Genomic DNA, 15,864 nt, shown 5'->3' with positions numbered 1-15,864 from the left:
GCACCGTACCCAGAACCCGGCGTCCCGCTGCCGAGCTGCTCGGGGGTCGCGGCGCGCTGCCCCGGCGGGACCGCGGGACCCAAGATCACGGTGAGGTATTAAGGTACAGCGGACGCCTCACCGCATTACCGCACGAACACGGAGCAAGCCCACGTGCCCCCCTCCCTCCAGCCCGTCCTGGACCGCATCGCCGCCGAGATCCAGGCTCTGCCGGGCCGCGGCCGGCCGGCCGACTACATCCCGGCGCTGGCGTCGGCGGACCCGCGGCGGTTCGGGATGGCGGTGGCCGAACTCGACGGCACGGTGTACGGCGTCGGAGACTGGCAGCACCCCTTCTCCACCCAGTCCATCACCAAGGTCTTCACCCTCGCCCTCGACCTCTCCCTGGAGGGCGAGCTGCTGTGGGAGCACGTGGGCCGCGAACCGTCGGGCAACCCGTTCAACTCCCTGGTGCAGCTCGAGTACGAGCACGGCATCCCCCGCAACCCGTTCATCAACGCCGGGGCCCTCGTCGTCACCGACCGTCTGCACGCCCTGACCGGTGACGCGGCCGGAACGCTGCGGGACTTCCTGCGCGCCGAGTCCGGCAACCCGGACCTCACCTTCGACGAGAACGTCGCCGCCAGCGAGAGCGCGCACGGCGACCGCAACGCCGCCCTGGCCCATTTCATGGCGTCGTACGGCAACATCGCCAACCCGGTGCCCGCGCTCCTGGAGCAGTACTTCCGCCAGTGCTCCGTCGAGGCGTCCTGCGCGGACCTGGCGCTGGCCGCGGGGTTCCTGGCCCGGCACGGCATACGGGCCGACGGCTCCACCCTGCTCAGCCGCAGCAAGGCGAAGCAGGTCAACGCCGTCATGCTGACCTGCGGCACCTACGACGCCGCCGGGGACTTCGCCTACCGCGTGGGCCTGCCCGGCAAGAGCGGCGTGGGCGGCGGCATCATCGCGGTCGTGCCCGGGCGCTGCACCCTGTGCGTGTGGAGCCCGGGGCTCGACCAGCGGGGCAACTCCGTGGCGGGCGTCGCGGCCCTCGACCGCTTCACCACGCTCACGGGGATGTCGGTCTTCTGACGGGCTGGCGTACCGACGCGCTGGCGTACCGACGTACCGACGTACCGGTGTGTCGATGCACTGAGGTGTCGATATGCCGACGCCGGGCGCCGGACGTGCCCGGCGCCCGGCGTCGTACCGCCGCGCCGGAGCGGGCGCCGCACGCGTCGGTACCGGTCAGCCGGGGCCGGGCCGGCCGCGGTCGGCGCCCGTGAGCCGTAGCTGGACCTCCACCTCCTGGTCGCCGGAGGCCTTGCCCTGCACCGACACGTCGAAGGCCGACCCCAGGGTCGCCTGGACGTGCCCGACGGCCTGTGGTCCGCCCTGGAGATCGGCGGTCACGGGGCCCGAGAGCAGTACGCCGGAGACGGAGTCCGGGGTGCGCGGGGCGCGGAAGGCGCCGGTCCACACCGCGGGGCGGCGCTCCTGCTCGGTCTCGTCGGTCTGGTGCGGCGCGTCGCCGCCGCGGTCGGAGTCGAAGTGCTCGCGCAGCACGCCGAAGACGGCGTCCGCGTCCGCGGGCGAGCACTCGCCGAGCACCACCTGGACCAGGTCCGGGGACGGGGACTCGGCGTCGCCGGGCACGGTGTCCTGTGTGTCGTTCATGTTGTCCTCCCAGAGCTCATGAGGGGCCGGCGGGTCGTCACAGTTCGCGCAGGGCGGGCAGGAGCTCGCGCTCGGCCCAGTCGATGAACGGCAGCTGGTGGTCGCCGCCGACCTGGACGAGGGCGATCTCCGTGAAGCCCGCCTCGGCGTAGGGCCGCACGGCCTCGACGAAGTCGTCCACGTTGTCGCCGCACGGGATCTGCTGCGCCACGTCCTCCCGCGTGACGAACTGGGTGGCGCCGGCGAACCCGGACGGCCCCGGCAGCTCGGAGTTGACCGGCCAGCCGCCGGCGAACCAGCGGAACTGGTCGTGGGCACGGGCGATCGCCGCGTCCTTGTCGGTGTCGTAGCAGACCGGCAGCTGGCCCACCCGCGGCTTGCCGCGCCCACCGTGCCGGTCGAACGCCTCCAGCAGCTCCGCCTTGGGCTCGGTGGCGATCACCAGGTCGGCGAGGCGGCCCGCGAGCGCGCAGGAACGTCCGCCGGAGACGGCGACGCCGATGGGCGGCGCCTCGTCGGGCAGGTCCCACAGCCGGGCGTTCGAGACGTCGAAGTGGGTGCCCTGGTGGTTGACGTTGTCACCCTTGAAGAGCGCGCGGATGATCTCGACCGCTTCCTCCAGCATCTCGATGCGGACCTGCGGCGACGGCCATCCCGCGCCGACCACGTGCTCGTTCAGGTTCTCGCCGCTGCCGAGGCCGAGCCGGAAGCGCCCCTCGGAGAGCAACTGCATCGTGGCGGCCTTCTGGGCCACCACCGCGGGGTGGTAGCGGACCGTCGGGCAGGTCACGTACGTCATCAGCGGGATCCGCGAGGTCGCCTGCGCGGCGGCGCCGAGGACACCCCACGCGTAGGGGGCGTGCCCCTGGGACTCGAGCCACGGGAAATAGTGGTCGGAGGTCACCGAGAAGTCGAAGCCGGCCCGCTCCGCGGCCACCACGTGCTCGACGAGGGAAAGGGGACCTGCCTGCTCAGTCATCATCGTGTAGCCGATTTGCACCATAGAGTACGCATTTGCCTTCCTGCGGGGACTCAAACGTGTGACGGTAAGCACGGGCCGGAACGGCTGCACCCGCCGTGTCGGGGTACCGGGTACCCCCGGGGCGCGACTCTCCCCGGAAAAGACAGCCCAGAAAGGCGGCATCACGTGCGTACCGTTGGCGTTGAGGAAGAACTGCTCCTGCTCGACCATGCGAGTGGCGAGCCCAAGGCGCTGGCCACGGCCGTTGTGGCACGAGCCGCCAGGGACTCCGCCGGGAGCCCCGGCTCCGAGGGCGAGGGCGGCCAGGACGCCGAGGACGAGACGTTCGAGAAGGAGCTGCAGGCCCACCAGATCGAGTTCGCCACGCAGCCCCAGTCGGACATGGACAGACTCTCCGCCGAGATCGTCCGGTGGCGCGCGGAGGCGGCCCGGCACGCGGGGGACCTGGGCGCCTCGGTGGCCGCCCTCGCCACCTCGCCGCTGCCCGCGAGCCCCTCGGTCAACGTGGGCGGGCGCTACCAGTGGATGGAGGAGCAGTTCGGCCTCACCACCCAGGAGCAGCTCACCTGCGGCTGCCACGTCCACGTCTCCGTCGAGTCCGACGAGGAGGGCGTGGCGGTCGTGGACCGGATCCGGCCCTGGCTGGCCGTCCTGGTCGCGCTGAGCGCCAACTCGCCGTTCTGGCAGGGCAAGGACAGCCGGTACGCCAGCTACCGCAGCCGGGTCTGGGGGCGCTGGCCCATGGCGGGCCCCACCGAGGTGTTCGGCTCCGCCGACCGGTACGAGCAGCAGGTCAGCGACATGGTGGCCACCGGGGTGCTGCACGACCGCGGCATGGTCTACTTCGACGCCCGGCTCTCCCACCGCTACCCCACCGTCGAGATCCGCGTCGCGGACGTCTGCCTGGACGCCTCCACGACCGTCCTCATCGCCACGCTCGCGCGGGCACTGGTCGAGACGGCCGCGCGGGAGTGGCGCGCGGGCCGGCCCCCGGTCGGCCACGGCGTCAGCCTGCTGCGGCTCGCCGCCTGGCGGGCCGCGCGCTCCGGCCTCGACGACGTCCTCCTGCACCCGCTGACCATGCGGCCCACGCCGAGCGACGAGGTGGTGCACGCCCTGCTCGACCACGTGTCCGAGGCCCTGGAGGACAGCGGTGACCTGGCGGCGGTGCGCGAGCAGACGAAGCGGCTGCTGAAGCAGGGCACGGGGGCCCGTTTCCAGCGGGAACTGCTGGAGCGGACGGGCAGCCTGAGCGCGGTCGTCGCGGAGTGCGTCCGCCGCACCCAGGCCTGAGGGCCTGAGGCCCCGCCTCCCGGGACGCCGTACGGGGCCGACGCCGTACGGAGCCGGGAAGCGGGGGCCGGGGGCTCGGTGGATGTCTGATGGCGGGGCGGCGGTGAGGTGGCGCGGTGGGCGCCTGGTGGCGAGGCGGCGGTGAGGTGGCGCGGCGGGGGCCTCGCCGCGTCGGGCGGCATATCCGTGCGGCGGCGCACGCGCAGGGGTGCCGGACCGCGCCAGGGGTGCCGGACCGCGCCGTGCCGCTCACCGCATGATCACCTCCGGGACAACGGGGCGTCACCCGCGGCGTCTTGGATGACGGCGCCGGTGCGTCCCACCGGCCCCGTCCCCGCCCCGCCCCCCCAGGGAGAACCCCCGTGTCCCACACCACGCCGCGTGCCCGCCTGGGCGTCTGTGCCGCCGTGGCCCTCGCCGCGACGGCCACGCTGACCGCGACGGCCCCGAGCGCGACGGCCGCCGACGTGCCCCGCCTGAAGGTGCTCTCGTACAACGCCTTCTTGTTCAGCAAGTCCCTCTACCCGAACTGGGGGCAGGACCACCGCGCCAAGGCGATACCCGCCGCCGGCTTCTTCCGCGGCAACGACGTCGTGGTGCTCCAGGAGGTGTTCGACAACTCCTCCTCCGACGCCCTGCGGAAGAACGCCGCCTCGCTCTACCCGCACCAGACGCCGGTGCTGGGGCGCGGCACGTCCGGGTGGGACGCCACCGGCGGCGCCTACTCCGCGCTGACCCCGGAGGACGGCGGTGTGGCGGTCCTGAGCAAGTGGCCCGTCGTGCGCAAGGAGCAGTACGTCTACAAGGACGCCTGCGGCTCCGACTCCTACTCCAACAAGGGGTTCGTGTACGCCGTCCTGGACGTCAGGGGCACCAGGGTGCACGTGGTGGGCACGCACGCCCAGTCCACCGACCCGGGCTGCGCGGCGGGTGAGGCGGCGGCCACGCGCGCCCGGCAGTTCAAGGAGCTCGACGCGTTCCTGGACGCCAAGCGCATCCCGGCGTCCGAGCAGGTCCTGGTGGCGGGCGACCTCAACGTGGACCGGCACAGCGGCGAGTACGCCGCGATGCTCGCCGACGCGGGGCTCGCCGCTCCCGACGCGCGGACGGGGCACCCGTACTCCTTCGACACGCGGGACAACTCGATCGCCGCCGAGCGCTACCCCGACGACCCCCGCGAGGACCTCGACCACGTGCTGCACCGCACGGGCCACGCCCGCCCCGCGTCCTGGACGAACGAGGTCGTCAAGGAGCGCAGCGCCCCCTGGACGGTGTCGAGCTGGGGCAAGGAGTACACGTACACCAACCTGTCGGACCACTATCCGGTGGTGGGCGGCTGACGTGAGCGCCCGCCGGGGCCCGGCCGGACTCCGGTCCAGCGGGCCCCGGCTTCCGGCCGGCGCCACAACGGCCGGTTGTGCGGCTAGGGTCTCCGGCGTGGATCTCAACGCCGTACGCACCTTCGTCGCCGTCGCGGAGTCCGGGCAGTTCCAGAAGGCCGCCGCCGATCTGTCGCTCACGCAGCAGGCCGTCTCCAAGCGTGTCGCCGCGCTGGAGGACGACCTCGGAGTGCGGCTCTTCGCCCGCACCCCGCGCGGGGCCCGGCTCACCATCGACGGGCAGGCGTTCCTGCCGCACGCCCGGGCGCTGCTCCTGGCCGAGGAGCGCGCGGCGGCCTCCGTGCGCCCGGGCCGGCGGGCCCTGCGCGTCGACGTGGTCGGCCGGCGCGCCGCGACCGCGGGCCTGGTGCGCGACTTCCACCGCGCGCACCCGGACGTCGAGCTCGACGTCGTCACGCTGTACGGCGCCGACGCGGCCGTGGAGGCGCTCGCGGCGGGCACCATCGACGCGACGTTCCGCGCCGTGACGATGCCGGGGCGGCGGCTCCCGGAGGGCATCAGGGCGCTGCCCGTCCTGGACGAGCCGCTGCGGCTGTTCACCGGGCCCGCCCACCCGTTCGCCGCCGCGGAGGCGGTCGCGCTCGCCGATCTCGCCGGGCACCGCATCTGGATGCCGAGCAACGCGCCGGGCACGGAGTGGGCCGCGTACTACGACGCGCTCGCCGCGGCCTTCGGCCTGACCATCGACACCATCGGGCCGGACTTCGGCGTCGAGGCCCTGCTCGACACGATCGCGGACTCCGCGACGCTCGCGACGTTCCTCAGCGAGCGCACGCCTCTGGTCTGGCCCGTCGGTCACGACATGCGGCTCATCCCCCTGCGTGACCCCACGCCGGTGTACCCGCACTCCCTGCTGTGGCACGCCGACAACCCGCATCCGGCCCTGGCCGCGCTGCGCGGCCACCTCGCACCGGCGCGGCCCGGGGAGGGGGACGACGGGACCTGGAGGCCGGAGTGGGCACGCTGACGCCCCGGGTCCGGCCGGTTCCCAGGGGCCGGGGCGCGGCCCGGCGGCCTACGATCGAGCCATGGCGCGCTTCCGTATCGTCCGTACGACGTCCCTCGGCCCCGACGAGGCGTGGCGGCGGCTGACGGACTGGGAGCGGCACGGCCGCACCATCCCCTTGACCACCGTCACGGTCCGGCGCGCCGCTCCGCGCGGCCGGGGCGACCTCGTCACGGCGCGTACGGGGCTCGGGCCGCTGGCCTTCGACGACCCGATGGAGGTCGTGGCCTGGCAGGTGCCGGACGGTGGACGCGGGTCGTGCCGCCTGGCCAAGCGCGGCGCGGTCGTCCTCGGGTGGGCCGAGATAGAGGTGGCACCGGCGGCCGGCGGGGGCGCGCACGTGGTGTGGCGGGAGGAGCTGCGGGTGCGGTGGCTGCCGCGCCTGCTCGACCCGGTGGTGGGGCGGGCGGCGTCGTGGCTGTTCGGGCGGACGGTCGGCATGCTCCTGGCCGGGCGGTGAGACGCTCCCGGGCCGGCCGGGCGGTTCCTTCGGGGCGCCGTCCGTGCGCCGGTTCCGTCAGGCGGCCGTCTTCTCCCACACCGAGACGTGCTCGGTGCTCTCGCTCGTGAACGGCGCCCCGGTCCAGTCCTGCCAGCGGTCGCGCAGCCGCAGTCCGGCGAGGCGCGCCATCAGGTCCAGTTCGGCGGGCCACACGTACCGGAACGGGATGGAGCGGTGCTCGGCGCGGCCGTCGGTGAGGGTGACGTAGTGCGAGCTCATCGCCTGCGTGGCCACGTCGTAGGTGTCGAACGCCCACCCGGTGGCACTGATGTGCAACGGCACCGCGCTCTGGCCGGGCGGCAGCCGGCGCAGGTCGGGCACTCCGACCTCGACGACAAAGGTCCCGCCGGGGCGCAGATGGGCGGCGGCGTTGCGGAAGCAGGCGACCTGGGCGTCCTGGGTGGTGAGGTTGTTGATGGTGTTGAAGACGAGGTAGACGACGGCGTACGTGCCCGCGACGCGGGTGGTGGCGAAGTCGCCGACGGTCACGCCGACGCGGTCACCGCCCGGCTTCGCCCGCAGCCGGGCCGTCATGGCGCGGGACAGGTCGATGCCGTGCACCGGGACGCCGCGGCGGGCCAGCGGCAGCGCGACGCGTCCCGTGCCGACGCCGAACTCCAGGGCGGGCCCGTCGCCCGCCAGGTCCGCCAGGACGTCGACCACCGGGTCCAGCACGTCCGGCCGGAACATGTCGGCCGCTGACGCGTCGTACGTCGCGGCGACGTCCTCCGCGAAGAATCCGTCGTCCTCAGGGGGCATGCCCGGACGGTAACGGGCGGGGCGGCGGCGCCGCACGGGATTTTCCGGCGCACGGGATGCGGATCGGGCGGGGCGCGGTGAACCTGGAGACAGGGGCGACACAGCGAGGAGACAGCCCATGTCTGTGATGGACAAGCTCAAGCAGATGATGAAGGGCCACGAGGACAAGGCCGGTCAGGGCGTCGACAAGGCGGGTGACTTCGTCGACGACAGGACGCAGGGCAAGTACAGCAGCCAGGTCGACACCGCGCAGGAGAAGCTGCGGCAGCAGCTCGGCGCGGACCGGGAGCAGGGCAAGGGCCAGGACAACCCCCCGCAGACCTGAACGGGGCCCGGGCGGTCCGGGCCGGGTTCCGGCCCGGACCGCCACGTGCCCCGCGCCCACGTGCCCCGCGCCCGCGGGCCCCGCGGCGTGGCGCTAGTCGCCGCCCGGCGAGGTCCGCGTGTGCGCGCTCCGGGCGAGCTTGGGGCCCAGCCAGCGCTTGAACTGGCGCAACACCTTCACCTGGCCGGCGACCTTGTCCAGGCCGTAGTAGAGCTGGGGCGGGACGTAGGGCAGCAGCGGCGAGTGGCGCTGGCCGAGGAGGGCGAACATGCGGTGCGGGGGCAGGTCGATGTAGCGGGGCAGGTTCTCGTACCACTGGGCGCTGTAGCGGGCCGCGCTCTGCAGGGAGAGCAGGGCGGCCTTGCGTTCGTCCTGGTAGGCGGCGAGGGCGCGCGGGAGTTCGGCGTGGCCGCGCAGGGCGGTGGCGAGCGCGATGGCGTCCTCCAGGGCGAGGGTGGTGCCCGCCCCGATCGAGTAGTGCGTGGTGTGCGCGGCGTCGCCGAGGAGGACGACGTTGTCGCGGTACCAGTGCTGGTTGGTGAGGGTCTGGAAGGTCAGCCACTGGGATCTGCCGTCGGCCGTGGGGCGGCCCATGAGGGGGTGCCCGTCCAGGACGTGGGCGAAGAGCTTCTCCAGCAGGGTGAGGCCCTCGGCGTCGTCGGCGCGGTCGAGGCCGAGCCCGGTCCACGTCTCGGGGGCGCACTCGACGACGCAGGTGCTGCCCTCGGGGCCGTAGCCGTACCCGTAGCACCAGATCCAGCCGTGCTCGGTCTTCACGAAGGCGAAGGTGAACGCGTCGAAGACCCTGGTGGTGCCGAGCCAGATGTAGCGGTTGCGCCCCGCGGTGACGCGGGTGCCGTGGTGGTCGGCGCCCGCGCCGCGCAGGGCGCTGTGCAGACCGTCGCCCGCGACGACCAGGTCGGCGTCGAGGGGCAGGTCGGCGGCGGTGATTTCGCGGCCGAACTCCAGGCGGACGCCGAGTTCCCTCGCCCGCGCGGCGAGGAGTTCGAGCAGCCGGTGGCGGCCGATGCCGAAGCCCTCGTCGCCGCGGTGACGCGCCGTCATGTCCCCGACGTGGGCCACGCCGTCGCGCCAGCGGACGGAGTGCTCCTCGACGGCGCGCGCGGACGCGGGGTCGTGCTCCCGGAGCTTGTCGAGCAGCCCGCGCCAGTAGGTGACGCCCCAGCCGTAGGTCGACCCCTCCGGATTGCGCTCGTACACGGTGACCTCGGCGGCCGGGTCCTGCCGCTTCACCAGGATGGACAGATACAGTCCGGCGGGCCCACCGCCGACGCAGGCGACCTTCACGTACACCTCTGCAAGTTGCTCATGATGACGGAGTGACCACAGAGAGTAGCAGGATGGAGGGCAAATGTGACTAATGACCACGAGCGGGGCAGCCGTCCGGACGGTGCGCCGGGGCCGGGGTCTAGGCTCGGCGTCATGAGCCAGCCCCTCGTCGCCCTGCTCAGCGGAGCCGGGATCTCCACGGACTCCGGCATACCCGACTACCGCGGGCCGAACGGCCTGTGGCGGCGCGATCCGGAAGCCGAGAAGCTCGTGACGTACGAGTACTACATGAGCGATCCGGAGATCCGGCGCCGGTCGTGGCGGATGCGGCGGGAGAACCAGGCGTTGCAGGCGCGTCCCAACGCGGCCCACCACGCGGTGGTCGACCTGGAGCGCTCCGGGGTGCCGGTGCGGGTGATCACGCAGAACGTGGACGGGCTGCACCAGGTGGCCGGGATGCCGGAGCGGAAGGTGCTCGAACTGCACGGCTCCGCGCGGTCGGTGGTGTGCACGGCCTGTCACGCGCGGGGGCCGATGGAGGAGGCGCTCGCCCGGGTCGACGCGGGCGAGGCGGACCCGCCGTGCACGGCGTGCGGCGGCATCCTCAAGTCCGCGACGGTGATGTTCGGTGAGAGCCTCGACCCGGCGGTGCTCGGTGACGCCGTGGCGATCACGAAGGCCTGCGACGTGTTCGTCGCGGTCGGCACCAGCCTCCAGGTGCAGCCCGCGGCGGGCCTCGCAGGCATGGCCGCCGACTACGGGGCGCGCCTCGTCATCGTCAACGCCGAGCCGACCCCGTACGACGACCAGGCCGACGAGGTGGTGCGCGAGCCGATCGGGACGGCGCTGCCCGCGCTGCTGCGGGGGCTGGCGGCGGCCTGAGGGCTGCCGCGCGGGGCCGCCGGCCCGGGGGCGGCCGGAGGCGCCGCCCGGCCCCGGCGGTCGGGAACGGTGCCCGGGTCCCGGCCCCGGCCTCGGCGGTCGGGAACGGCACCCCGGCCCCGGCGGTCAGGAACGGCGAACCGGGCCCGGTGTCACCTTCACCTCCACCACCGTCCGGCGCTCCGCCCGCACCCGCACGCGGCTCGCCTCCCCCGCGGGGACGCCGTCCGCGTCGGCGTGCGCACCCCGCCCGGAGACCTCGACGCGCCAGCCCCTGGCCGTCGGCGGCAGGGACAGCTCCGTGGTGCCGGGGCGGCCCGTGGTCCGGTAGGTGAGGCGGTACGCGCCGGTGGCCGGGTCATAGGCGTCCTGGCGGACGGCTCCGGCGACGGCGGGCGCGTAGGGCGTGGCCGTGCGCTCCTTCGGCGGGCGGAAGCGGCCCTCGCGGTCGAGCGCGCAGTAGCCGCCGCCGTAGCACCACACATAGCCCGCCCAGCCGGAGGTGTAGCGGTTGAGCGAGGCGAGGGCGTCGTCGTAGAAGCGGGGCATGTTCGGCAGGCCGCTGTTCAGGGGGCCCCACTCCCCCACCACGACGGGCAGGCCGTACCGGCGCGGGTAGGCGGTGACGGCCCGCTCGTACGCCTCGATCCAGCCCGCCGCGGGATCGTAGTCGGCGCCCGCCTCCATCGCGGTGTTGTAGAAGTGCGGCGCGTACACGACCCGCTCGTCGTCGACGCGGCCGAGGCCGGTGGGGACGCCTTCGCCGACGATCGGGGTCGGTTCGACGAACAGCCAGGTGGAGCGGTCGCGGCTGCGGACGGCCTCGGCGAGGCGTCGGTACAGGGGCGTGAGCTGGGTGGCCTCGATGCGGCGGGCGGCGGTGGCCAGGTCCTCGCCGGGACGCAGCTCCCCCATCGGCTCGTTGATCAGGTCGTAGCCGAGCACCGCCGGGTGGCCGCCGAAGCGGTCGGCGAGCAGGCGCCACATGCGGGCCTGCGCGGTCCGCAGGTCCGCGTCCTCGTAGAGGTGGGTGAAGGCGCGCTGGACGGCGGGCTCGAAGTACTCGGCGAACCAGTCGTCCGGGTGCGGGGTGAAGGGCAGGCCGTCGGTGCGCGTCGCCCACCGGGGGATCCCGCGGTGGCCGAAGGCGGGCCCGAAGACGTCCTGGTGGGCGTCGAGCACGACGTGGATCCGGTGCCGGTGCGCCCAGTCGAGCACGCGCCGGATCTTGCGCAGGTACGAGGTGCTGTAGTGACCGCGCCGGGGCTCCAGGTCGTCCCAGAAGACCAGCAGGCGGGCGAAGTTGAAGCCCTGGGCGCGCAGGTCCCTGAAGTGGCGTTCGGTGATCGCGCTGAGCGCCTCGGCGCCGTGGTGGACCTTGTCCTCGACGTTCCAGCCACGCAGGGTGAGGGCGCGGCCGCGGCGGTCGGTGAGGCGCGGGATGCCGGTGGCGGGCGCGGGGGGCGCGGTGTGCGCCGTGACGGGTCCGGCGTCCGCCACCGGCTCGCCCCGCGCGTACGTGTCCGTGGGCCGGGCCTCGGCCGTGGGGGTGAGCGCGCCGACCAGCAGGGCGGCGGCGAGGAGCACGGCGGGGGCGAGGCGGTGCGCGCGGCGCGGGGCCATGGGCGGACCTCCGGTGGTCGACAGGGACGCCGTGGGTGTCCAGCGTGGTCCGCGCCATCCAACCGGCCGTCTGACGAACCATCAAGAGGTGCGCGGTGGGCGGCTGTCCGCCGTGGTGGCGCGCAGCACGCGCCGGGCCCGATCGAACGCGGAGTCGCGGTTCTCGGCGAACTCCTCGCCGGTGAAGACCGGTTCGCTCAGGTGGGGCGGGATGCCGGTGCCGTCGAAGGTGCGGCCCGCGCGGGTGAGGAACTCCTCGTTCGGCAGCCATACGGACATGCCGTTGGGCAGGGCGCGGGCCAGCACGTCCGAGAAGACCCCTTGGGTCGGCTGTCCCACGCGTACGGTCCGGCCCGGGCGGTCCATCAGGGCCTGGGTGAAGGTCTCCCCCGCGCTGACCGTGGAGCCACCGGTCAGGAGCGCGATCGGCCCGGTGTAGCGGGGCGCGTCGGCGGGTCGGACGCGGAGGGGCTCGGGGCGGGTGTGCCGGGTGGGGTCGGCGGGGTCGTTGCGGGCGCGCTTGGCGTACGCGAGGTAGGGCGTGTCCGTGAGGCGCTCGGCGATGCGCAGGCCCAGGGCGTCGGAGCCGCCGCCGTTGACGCGCAGGTCGATGACCAGGCCCTTCAGGCGCCGGACGCGGTCCTTGGTGAGGACGGTGTCGAGCGCCCGGTCGAGCTCGGCCCGGTGCGCGGCGAACGGGCCGTCGGGCACGTACCCGGCGAAGCCGGAGATCCGGAGGTAGCCCTGGCCGCCGGGCAGGTCGGCGTAGGTGATCCGGCCCTGGGCGAAGTCCTGACGGTGGGTGGCGTCCTTCAGGTCGCGCCGCTCGATGAACTTCTTGACCTTCGTGTCCAGTTCCTGTGAGGGCATGACGGTCCCCGGGCGCACCCCGGCGAAGACGCGGTCGCCGTCCATGACGGCGACGTGGGCGTCGTACAGGGGCTCCACCATCTCGCTGAAGACCGCGAACAGTTCGTCCCGTGTGGTGTCCCGGTGCACCCGGGGCCGGTACCGGTCCCGTACGGCGTTCCAGTCGATCCCCTTGGCGGCGAAGAACGGGTAGTTCTCCGCGAAGGACTGCCAGAAGACGTCGAAGGCGGCCCGCGGGTCCTTCGGCGCGGGGCGCGCGCACGCGGCGGGCAGCGCCGCCACGCGCCGCAGTGCGCGGTGGCCCACGCTGCTGTGGGCGCTCATGGACGCGTGGTCCCTGCCCTGCCGGGTACGGACGGTCAGGACGGTGCCGTCGGGCGTGGTGTAGCGGCCGGGGCCCGTACGCCGGGCGGTGTCGCCCTTGAGACAGCTCACGGAGGTGGTCTGGTACTCCCGCAGGGTGCCGTCGTGGAGCGACAGGACGGTGCCGTAGCCGTCCATGCGCCAGAAGCCGTCGCTGACCGGCCGTCCCCCGGCCCTGTCCGACTGCCCCTCGGCCGCGGCGGGGCGTCTCTCCGCGGTGGGCTGCTGCCGGTCGCCGGTGCTCGGGGCGGCTGCCGCCACTCCCGCGGCGAGGGCCAGGACGACTGCGGTGGCGGTGGCAGGGGCAGGGGCGAGGCGCACGGTCGGGCCTTCCGGTCGGTGGAGCGATCGCTGCGCGCACCACGTTCCCGGATGCGGTACGGGGGCCGCCATCCGGCTGCCCGGTGGGCCGGGGGTGGGGGTGACCCCCGCCGGGAGGGAGCCACCGGCGGACGCGGGCCGGAGCTTGAGCCGGAGTCGGAGCTGGAGTCGGGGTCGGAGTCGGAGCTTGAGCCGGAGCCGGAGCCGGAAGGGAGGGGTGTTCGGCCGACGTGAGTCAGATCTCAAAGTGATCCGCGCTGTTTCTGTTATCCGCCTCCGCCCCGCAGGATCTCCAAGGCAGTGGGCGTACCCAGCACCACGTACCGATCAGGACAGGAGATGTGTCGTGCAGCACGATCAGTGGGAGCCGCAACAAGGGGACGGCGCCGGGCTGACGGCTCTGGTCGTCGCGGGCCGCGCCGGGGACCCGCGGGCCCAGGACCGGCTGGTCGCCGCCTGTCTGCCGCTCGTCTACAACATCGTCGGACGGGCCCTGCGCGGCCACGCCGACGTCGACGACCTGGTGCAGGACATCATGGTGCGGATGCTGCGCGGCCTGCCCGGCCTGCGCGACCCGGCCTCGTTCCGGTCCTGGCTCGTCGCCATCACGATGAACGAGACCCGGCGCCACCAGCGGTCGGCGCCCGTCGCCGGCAGTCTGCAGGACGTGTACGACGTCCCGGCCCCGGGCGGGGACTTCACGGACGTCACGATCCTCAGGCTCGGTCTCTCCGGGGAGCGCAAGGAGGTCGCGCAGGCCACCCGCTGGATGGACGACGACCACCGGGAGCTGCTCGCGCTGTGGTGGCTGGAAGCCGCCGGTGAGCTGTCCCGCGACGAGGTCGCGCGGGCGCTGGAGCTGACCCCGGAGCACACCGCTGTGCGCGTGCAGCGTATGAAGGCCCAGCTCGAGGCGGCGCGGGTCGTCGTCCGCGCGCTGGCCGCCGAGCCCCGCTGCCCCGAGCTGGCCGCCCTGACCGCGCCCTGGGACGGGGCGCCGTCCGCGCTGTGGCGCAAGCGGCTCGTCCGGCACACCCGGGACTGCGCGGCCTGCTCGGGCCTCGGCGCGCGCCTGACGCCCGCGGAGGGGCTGCTCGCCGGGATCGCGCTCGTACCGCCGCTGCTGGCCATGGGGGCGGGGCGGCTCCCGGGCGCCGGGGCCGAAGCCGGTCTCGGGTCGGCGGCCGGGCCCGGCGACCTGGCGGCCACGGCGTACGCGCCGCACGGCGAGCCCGCCACGCAGGCGCTGCCCGCGTACGGTCAAGCCTCCCCCGGCGACGGCCCGGGCGCGGCCTCCGCGGTCCCCGGCGACGGCGCCGACCCGGTGACGGCGATCTCCCCGGCCGGGGCCCCCGGGTCCCGGGCCCGGCTGCGGCAGGGGCGGCGCAGCGTACGACGGCGGCGGCAGGCGGTGGGCGCGGGTGCCGGGGTCACGGCCATCGCCGCGCTGATCGGCGCCATGCAGCTCGCCGACGACTCCCCCGACTCCTCCGACAAGGGCTCGGCGGTGGCGCTGAAGTCGGACGAGTCCTCCCTGTCGCCGTCGGCCGAGGACGCGTCGAGCCCGTCGGCCTCCGCGTCGCCGTCGAAGTCGGAGAAGGCCGAGAAGTCCAAGAAGCCGGAGAAGGACGCGAAGGCCGACGAGGACGAGAAGGGCGAGAAGTCGAAGAAGTCCGAACCGGCCAAGAGTCCCACGCGCGCGGACCGCAAGAAGGCGGGGAAGCCCGCGCGGCCCACCCCTGCCACGACGCCCACCGCGCCCCGCCCCACCCGGAAGGCACCCGCCCCGGCGGCGCCGTCCGGGTCGAAGGCGCGGCAGGTCCTGAGCCTGGTGAACGCCGAACGGGCCAAGGCCGGGTGCGGGCCACTCACGCACAACAGCAAGCTCGCCACCGCCGCGCAGCGGCACTCGGCGGACATGCGGGCGCGCAACTACTTCGACCACACCTCGCCCGACGGCACCGACCCCGGTCAGCGGATCACTGCGGCGGGCTACAAGTGGAGCACCTACGGCGAGAACATCGCCCGGGGCCAGCAGTCCGCCGCCGCGGTGATGAAGTCCTGGATGAACAGCGACGGCCACCGCGCGAACATCCTCAACTGCTCCTTCAAGGAGCTCGGCGTGGGGATCGAGGAAGGCTCCGGCGGCCCTTGGTGGACGCAGAACTTCGGGGCGCGCTGACCGGACGGCCCGGCCGGTCGGCCGGGCCCGCCGATCGGCCTGTCTGGCCGACCGGTCGGCTTCGGTGACCGGCCAGTCCCACTGACCGGCCAGTGCCACTGACCGGTCGGCCAAGGTGACCGGTCGGCCTCGCTGACCGGCCGGGCCCCGCACCCCCTGGTGGGGCACGGGCGTCGTCCCGTCGCCCCGCCGGGCGCGGCACCGGACACGCGGCCAGGCGTCCCGTGGGGCGGTCGGCCCGCCCCGCCACCTGGCGGGCCCTCCCGTTCCACCGGCGGAACTGCCCCGGTCCACCCGGCGGAGGCACCCCGGGCCACCCGCCCGAACCGCCCCACCGCACCAGGCAGAACCGTCCCGAAAGGCTGTTGACTCCCCAGAGGTACCGGGCGGAGGGTACCGCTGAACGGCTT

General features: G+C 74.2%; 14 protein-coding genes. 8 read left to right on the top strand and 6 right to left on the bottom strand.

Going from position 1 to position 15,864, the window contains the following annotated elements:
• Positions 1 to 153 precede the first annotated feature (153 nt).
• Positions 154 to 1,071, top strand: a complete 918-nt coding sequence (locus tag QK440_RS24750) for a glutaminase (protein ID WP_282795398.1) — start codon at positions 154 to 156, stop codon at positions 1,069 to 1,071.
• 156 nt (positions 1,072 to 1,227) lie between these two features.
• On the opposite strand, the gene QK440_RS24745 is transcribed toward QK440_RS24750, so the two are convergent.
• Together QK440_RS24745 and QK440_RS24740 are read right to left on the bottom strand one after the other, a co-directional pair.
• Entirely contained in the window at positions 1,228 to 1,656 is a 429-nt protein-coding gene (locus QK440_RS24745) for a hypothetical protein (RefSeq protein ID WP_282795397.1), read from the bottom strand.
• A 37-nt stretch (positions 1,657 to 1,693) separates the two neighbouring features.
• The gene (locus tag QK440_RS24740) at positions 1,694 to 2,659 is read right to left on the bottom strand and encodes an LLM class F420-dependent oxidoreductase (protein WP_282795396.1); all 966 of its coding nucleotides are present in this window, start codon (positions 2,657 to 2,659) and stop codon (positions 1,694 to 1,696) included.
• Between the two features lie 144 nt (positions 2,660 to 2,803).
• Between QK440_RS24740 and QK440_RS24735 the strand changes: the two genes are divergently transcribed.
• The 4 genes from QK440_RS24735 (at position 2,804) to QK440_RS24720 (ending at position 6,797) form a co-directional block, all read left to right on the top strand.
• Positions 2,804 to 3,931, top strand: coding sequence for a glutamate--cysteine ligase (locus tag QK440_RS24735; protein ID WP_282795395.1), 1,128 nt, complete (start codon positions 2,804 to 2,806; stop codon positions 3,929 to 3,931).
• Positions 3,932 to 4,320: 389 nt separating this feature from the next.
• Positions 4,321 to 5,271: a sphingomyelin phosphodiesterase gene (sph, locus tag QK440_RS24730; RefSeq protein WP_282795410.1), complete on the top strand. Its 951-nt coding sequence runs from the start codon at positions 4,321 to 4,323 to the stop codon at positions 5,269 to 5,271.
• 97 nt (positions 5,272 to 5,368) lie between these two features.
• Positions 5,369 to 6,298 (top strand): LysR family transcriptional regulator, encoded by a 930-nt coding sequence (locus tag QK440_RS24725; protein WP_282795394.1) that lies wholly within the window; start codon positions 5,369 to 5,371, stop codon positions 6,296 to 6,298.
• Between the two features lie 61 nt (positions 6,299 to 6,359).
• Entirely contained in the window at positions 6,360 to 6,797 is a 438-nt protein-coding gene (locus QK440_RS24720) for an SRPBCC family protein (RefSeq protein WP_282795393.1), read from the top strand.
• 57 nt (positions 6,798 to 6,854) lie between these two features.
• Here QK440_RS24720 and QK440_RS24715 read toward each other — a convergent pair whose 3' ends face one another.
• Positions 6,855 to 7,598 (bottom strand): class I SAM-dependent methyltransferase, encoded by a 744-nt coding sequence (locus tag QK440_RS24715; protein WP_282795392.1) that lies wholly within the window; start codon positions 7,596 to 7,598, stop codon positions 6,855 to 6,857.
• A gap of 118 nt (positions 7,599 to 7,716) precedes the next feature.
• On the opposite strand from QK440_RS24715, the gene QK440_RS24710 reads away from it, so the two are divergent.
• On the top strand, positions 7,717 to 7,923 hold the full coding sequence (locus tag QK440_RS24710; RefSeq protein WP_282795391.1) for an antitoxin: 207 nt from the start codon (positions 7,717 to 7,719) through the stop codon (positions 7,921 to 7,923).
• A 93-nt stretch (positions 7,924 to 8,016) separates the two neighbouring features.
• Here QK440_RS24710 and QK440_RS24705 read toward each other — a convergent pair whose 3' ends face one another.
• Entirely contained in the window at positions 8,017 to 9,237 is a 1,221-nt protein-coding gene (locus QK440_RS24705; RefSeq protein ID WP_282795390.1) for an FAD-dependent monooxygenase, read from the bottom strand.
• A 129-nt stretch (positions 9,238 to 9,366) separates the two neighbouring features.
• Between QK440_RS24705 and QK440_RS24700 the strand changes: the two genes are divergently transcribed.
• Positions 9,367 to 10,095, top strand: a complete 729-nt coding sequence (locus tag QK440_RS24700) for a Sir2 family NAD-dependent protein deacetylase (RefSeq protein WP_282795389.1) — start codon at positions 9,367 to 9,369, stop codon at positions 10,093 to 10,095.
• A 126-nt stretch (positions 10,096 to 10,221) separates the two neighbouring features.
• On the opposite strand, the gene QK440_RS24695 is transcribed toward QK440_RS24700, so the two are convergent.
• Together QK440_RS24695 and QK440_RS24690 are read right to left on the bottom strand one after the other, a co-directional pair.
• Positions 10,222 to 11,718 (bottom strand): cellulase family glycosylhydrolase, encoded by a 1,497-nt coding sequence (locus QK440_RS24695; RefSeq protein ID WP_282795388.1) that lies wholly within the window; start codon positions 11,716 to 11,718, stop codon positions 10,222 to 10,224.
• A gap of 81 nt (positions 11,719 to 11,799) precedes the next feature.
• Positions 11,800 to 13,089, bottom strand: a complete 1,290-nt coding sequence (locus QK440_RS24690) for a S41 family peptidase (protein WP_282795409.1) — start codon at positions 13,087 to 13,089, stop codon at positions 11,800 to 11,802.
• Between the two features lie 529 nt (positions 13,090 to 13,618).
• Between QK440_RS24690 and QK440_RS24685 the strand changes: the two genes are divergently transcribed.
• The gene (locus QK440_RS24685) at positions 13,619 to 15,454 is read left to right on the top strand and encodes a sigma-70 family RNA polymerase sigma factor (protein WP_282795387.1); all 1,836 of its coding nucleotides are present in this window, start codon (positions 13,619 to 13,621) and stop codon (positions 15,452 to 15,454) included.
• Positions 15,455 to 15,864: the final 410 nt, after the last annotated feature.

It is taken from the genome of Streptomyces sp. CC224B (assembly GCF_030010595.1).
Classification (GTDB): domain Bacteria; phylum Actinomycetota; class Actinomycetes; order Streptomycetales; family Streptomycetaceae; genus Streptomyces; species Streptomyces longispororuber.
The sequence above is the reverse complement of the archived record's forward strand: the minus strand, read 5'-3'. Positions and strand labels throughout refer to the sequence as shown.

Excerpts from the sequence above, each read along its gene's own strand:
- QK440_RS24695 (WP_282795388.1), bottom strand. The coding sequence starts at position 11,718 with ATGGCCCCGCGCCGCGCGCACCGCCTCGCCCCCGCCGTGCTCCTCGCC.
- QK440_RS24740 (WP_282795396.1), bottom strand. The coding sequence starts at position 2,659 with ATGGTGCAAATCGGCTACACGATGATGACTGAGCAGGCAGGTCCCCTT.
- QK440_RS24745 (WP_282795397.1), bottom strand. The coding sequence starts at position 1,656 with ATGAACGACACACAGGACACCGTGCCCGGCGACGCCGAGTCCCCGTCC.
- QK440_RS24690 (WP_282795409.1), bottom strand. The coding sequence starts at position 13,089 with ATGGACGGCTACGGCACCGTCCTGTCGCTCCACGACGGCACCCTGCGG.
- QK440_RS24710 (WP_282795391.1), top strand. The coding sequence starts at position 7,717 with ATGTCTGTGATGGACAAGCTCAAGCAGATGATGAAGGGCCACGAGGAC.
- QK440_RS24720 (WP_282795393.1), top strand. The coding sequence starts at position 6,360 with ATGGCGCGCTTCCGTATCGTCCGTACGACGTCCCTCGGCCCCGACGAG.
- QK440_RS24715 (WP_282795392.1), bottom strand. The coding sequence starts at position 7,598 with ATGCCCCCTGAGGACGACGGATTCTTCGCGGAGGACGTCGCCGCGACG.
- QK440_RS24700 (WP_282795389.1), top strand. The coding sequence starts at position 9,367 with ATGAGCCAGCCCCTCGTCGCCCTGCTCAGCGGAGCCGGGATCTCCACG.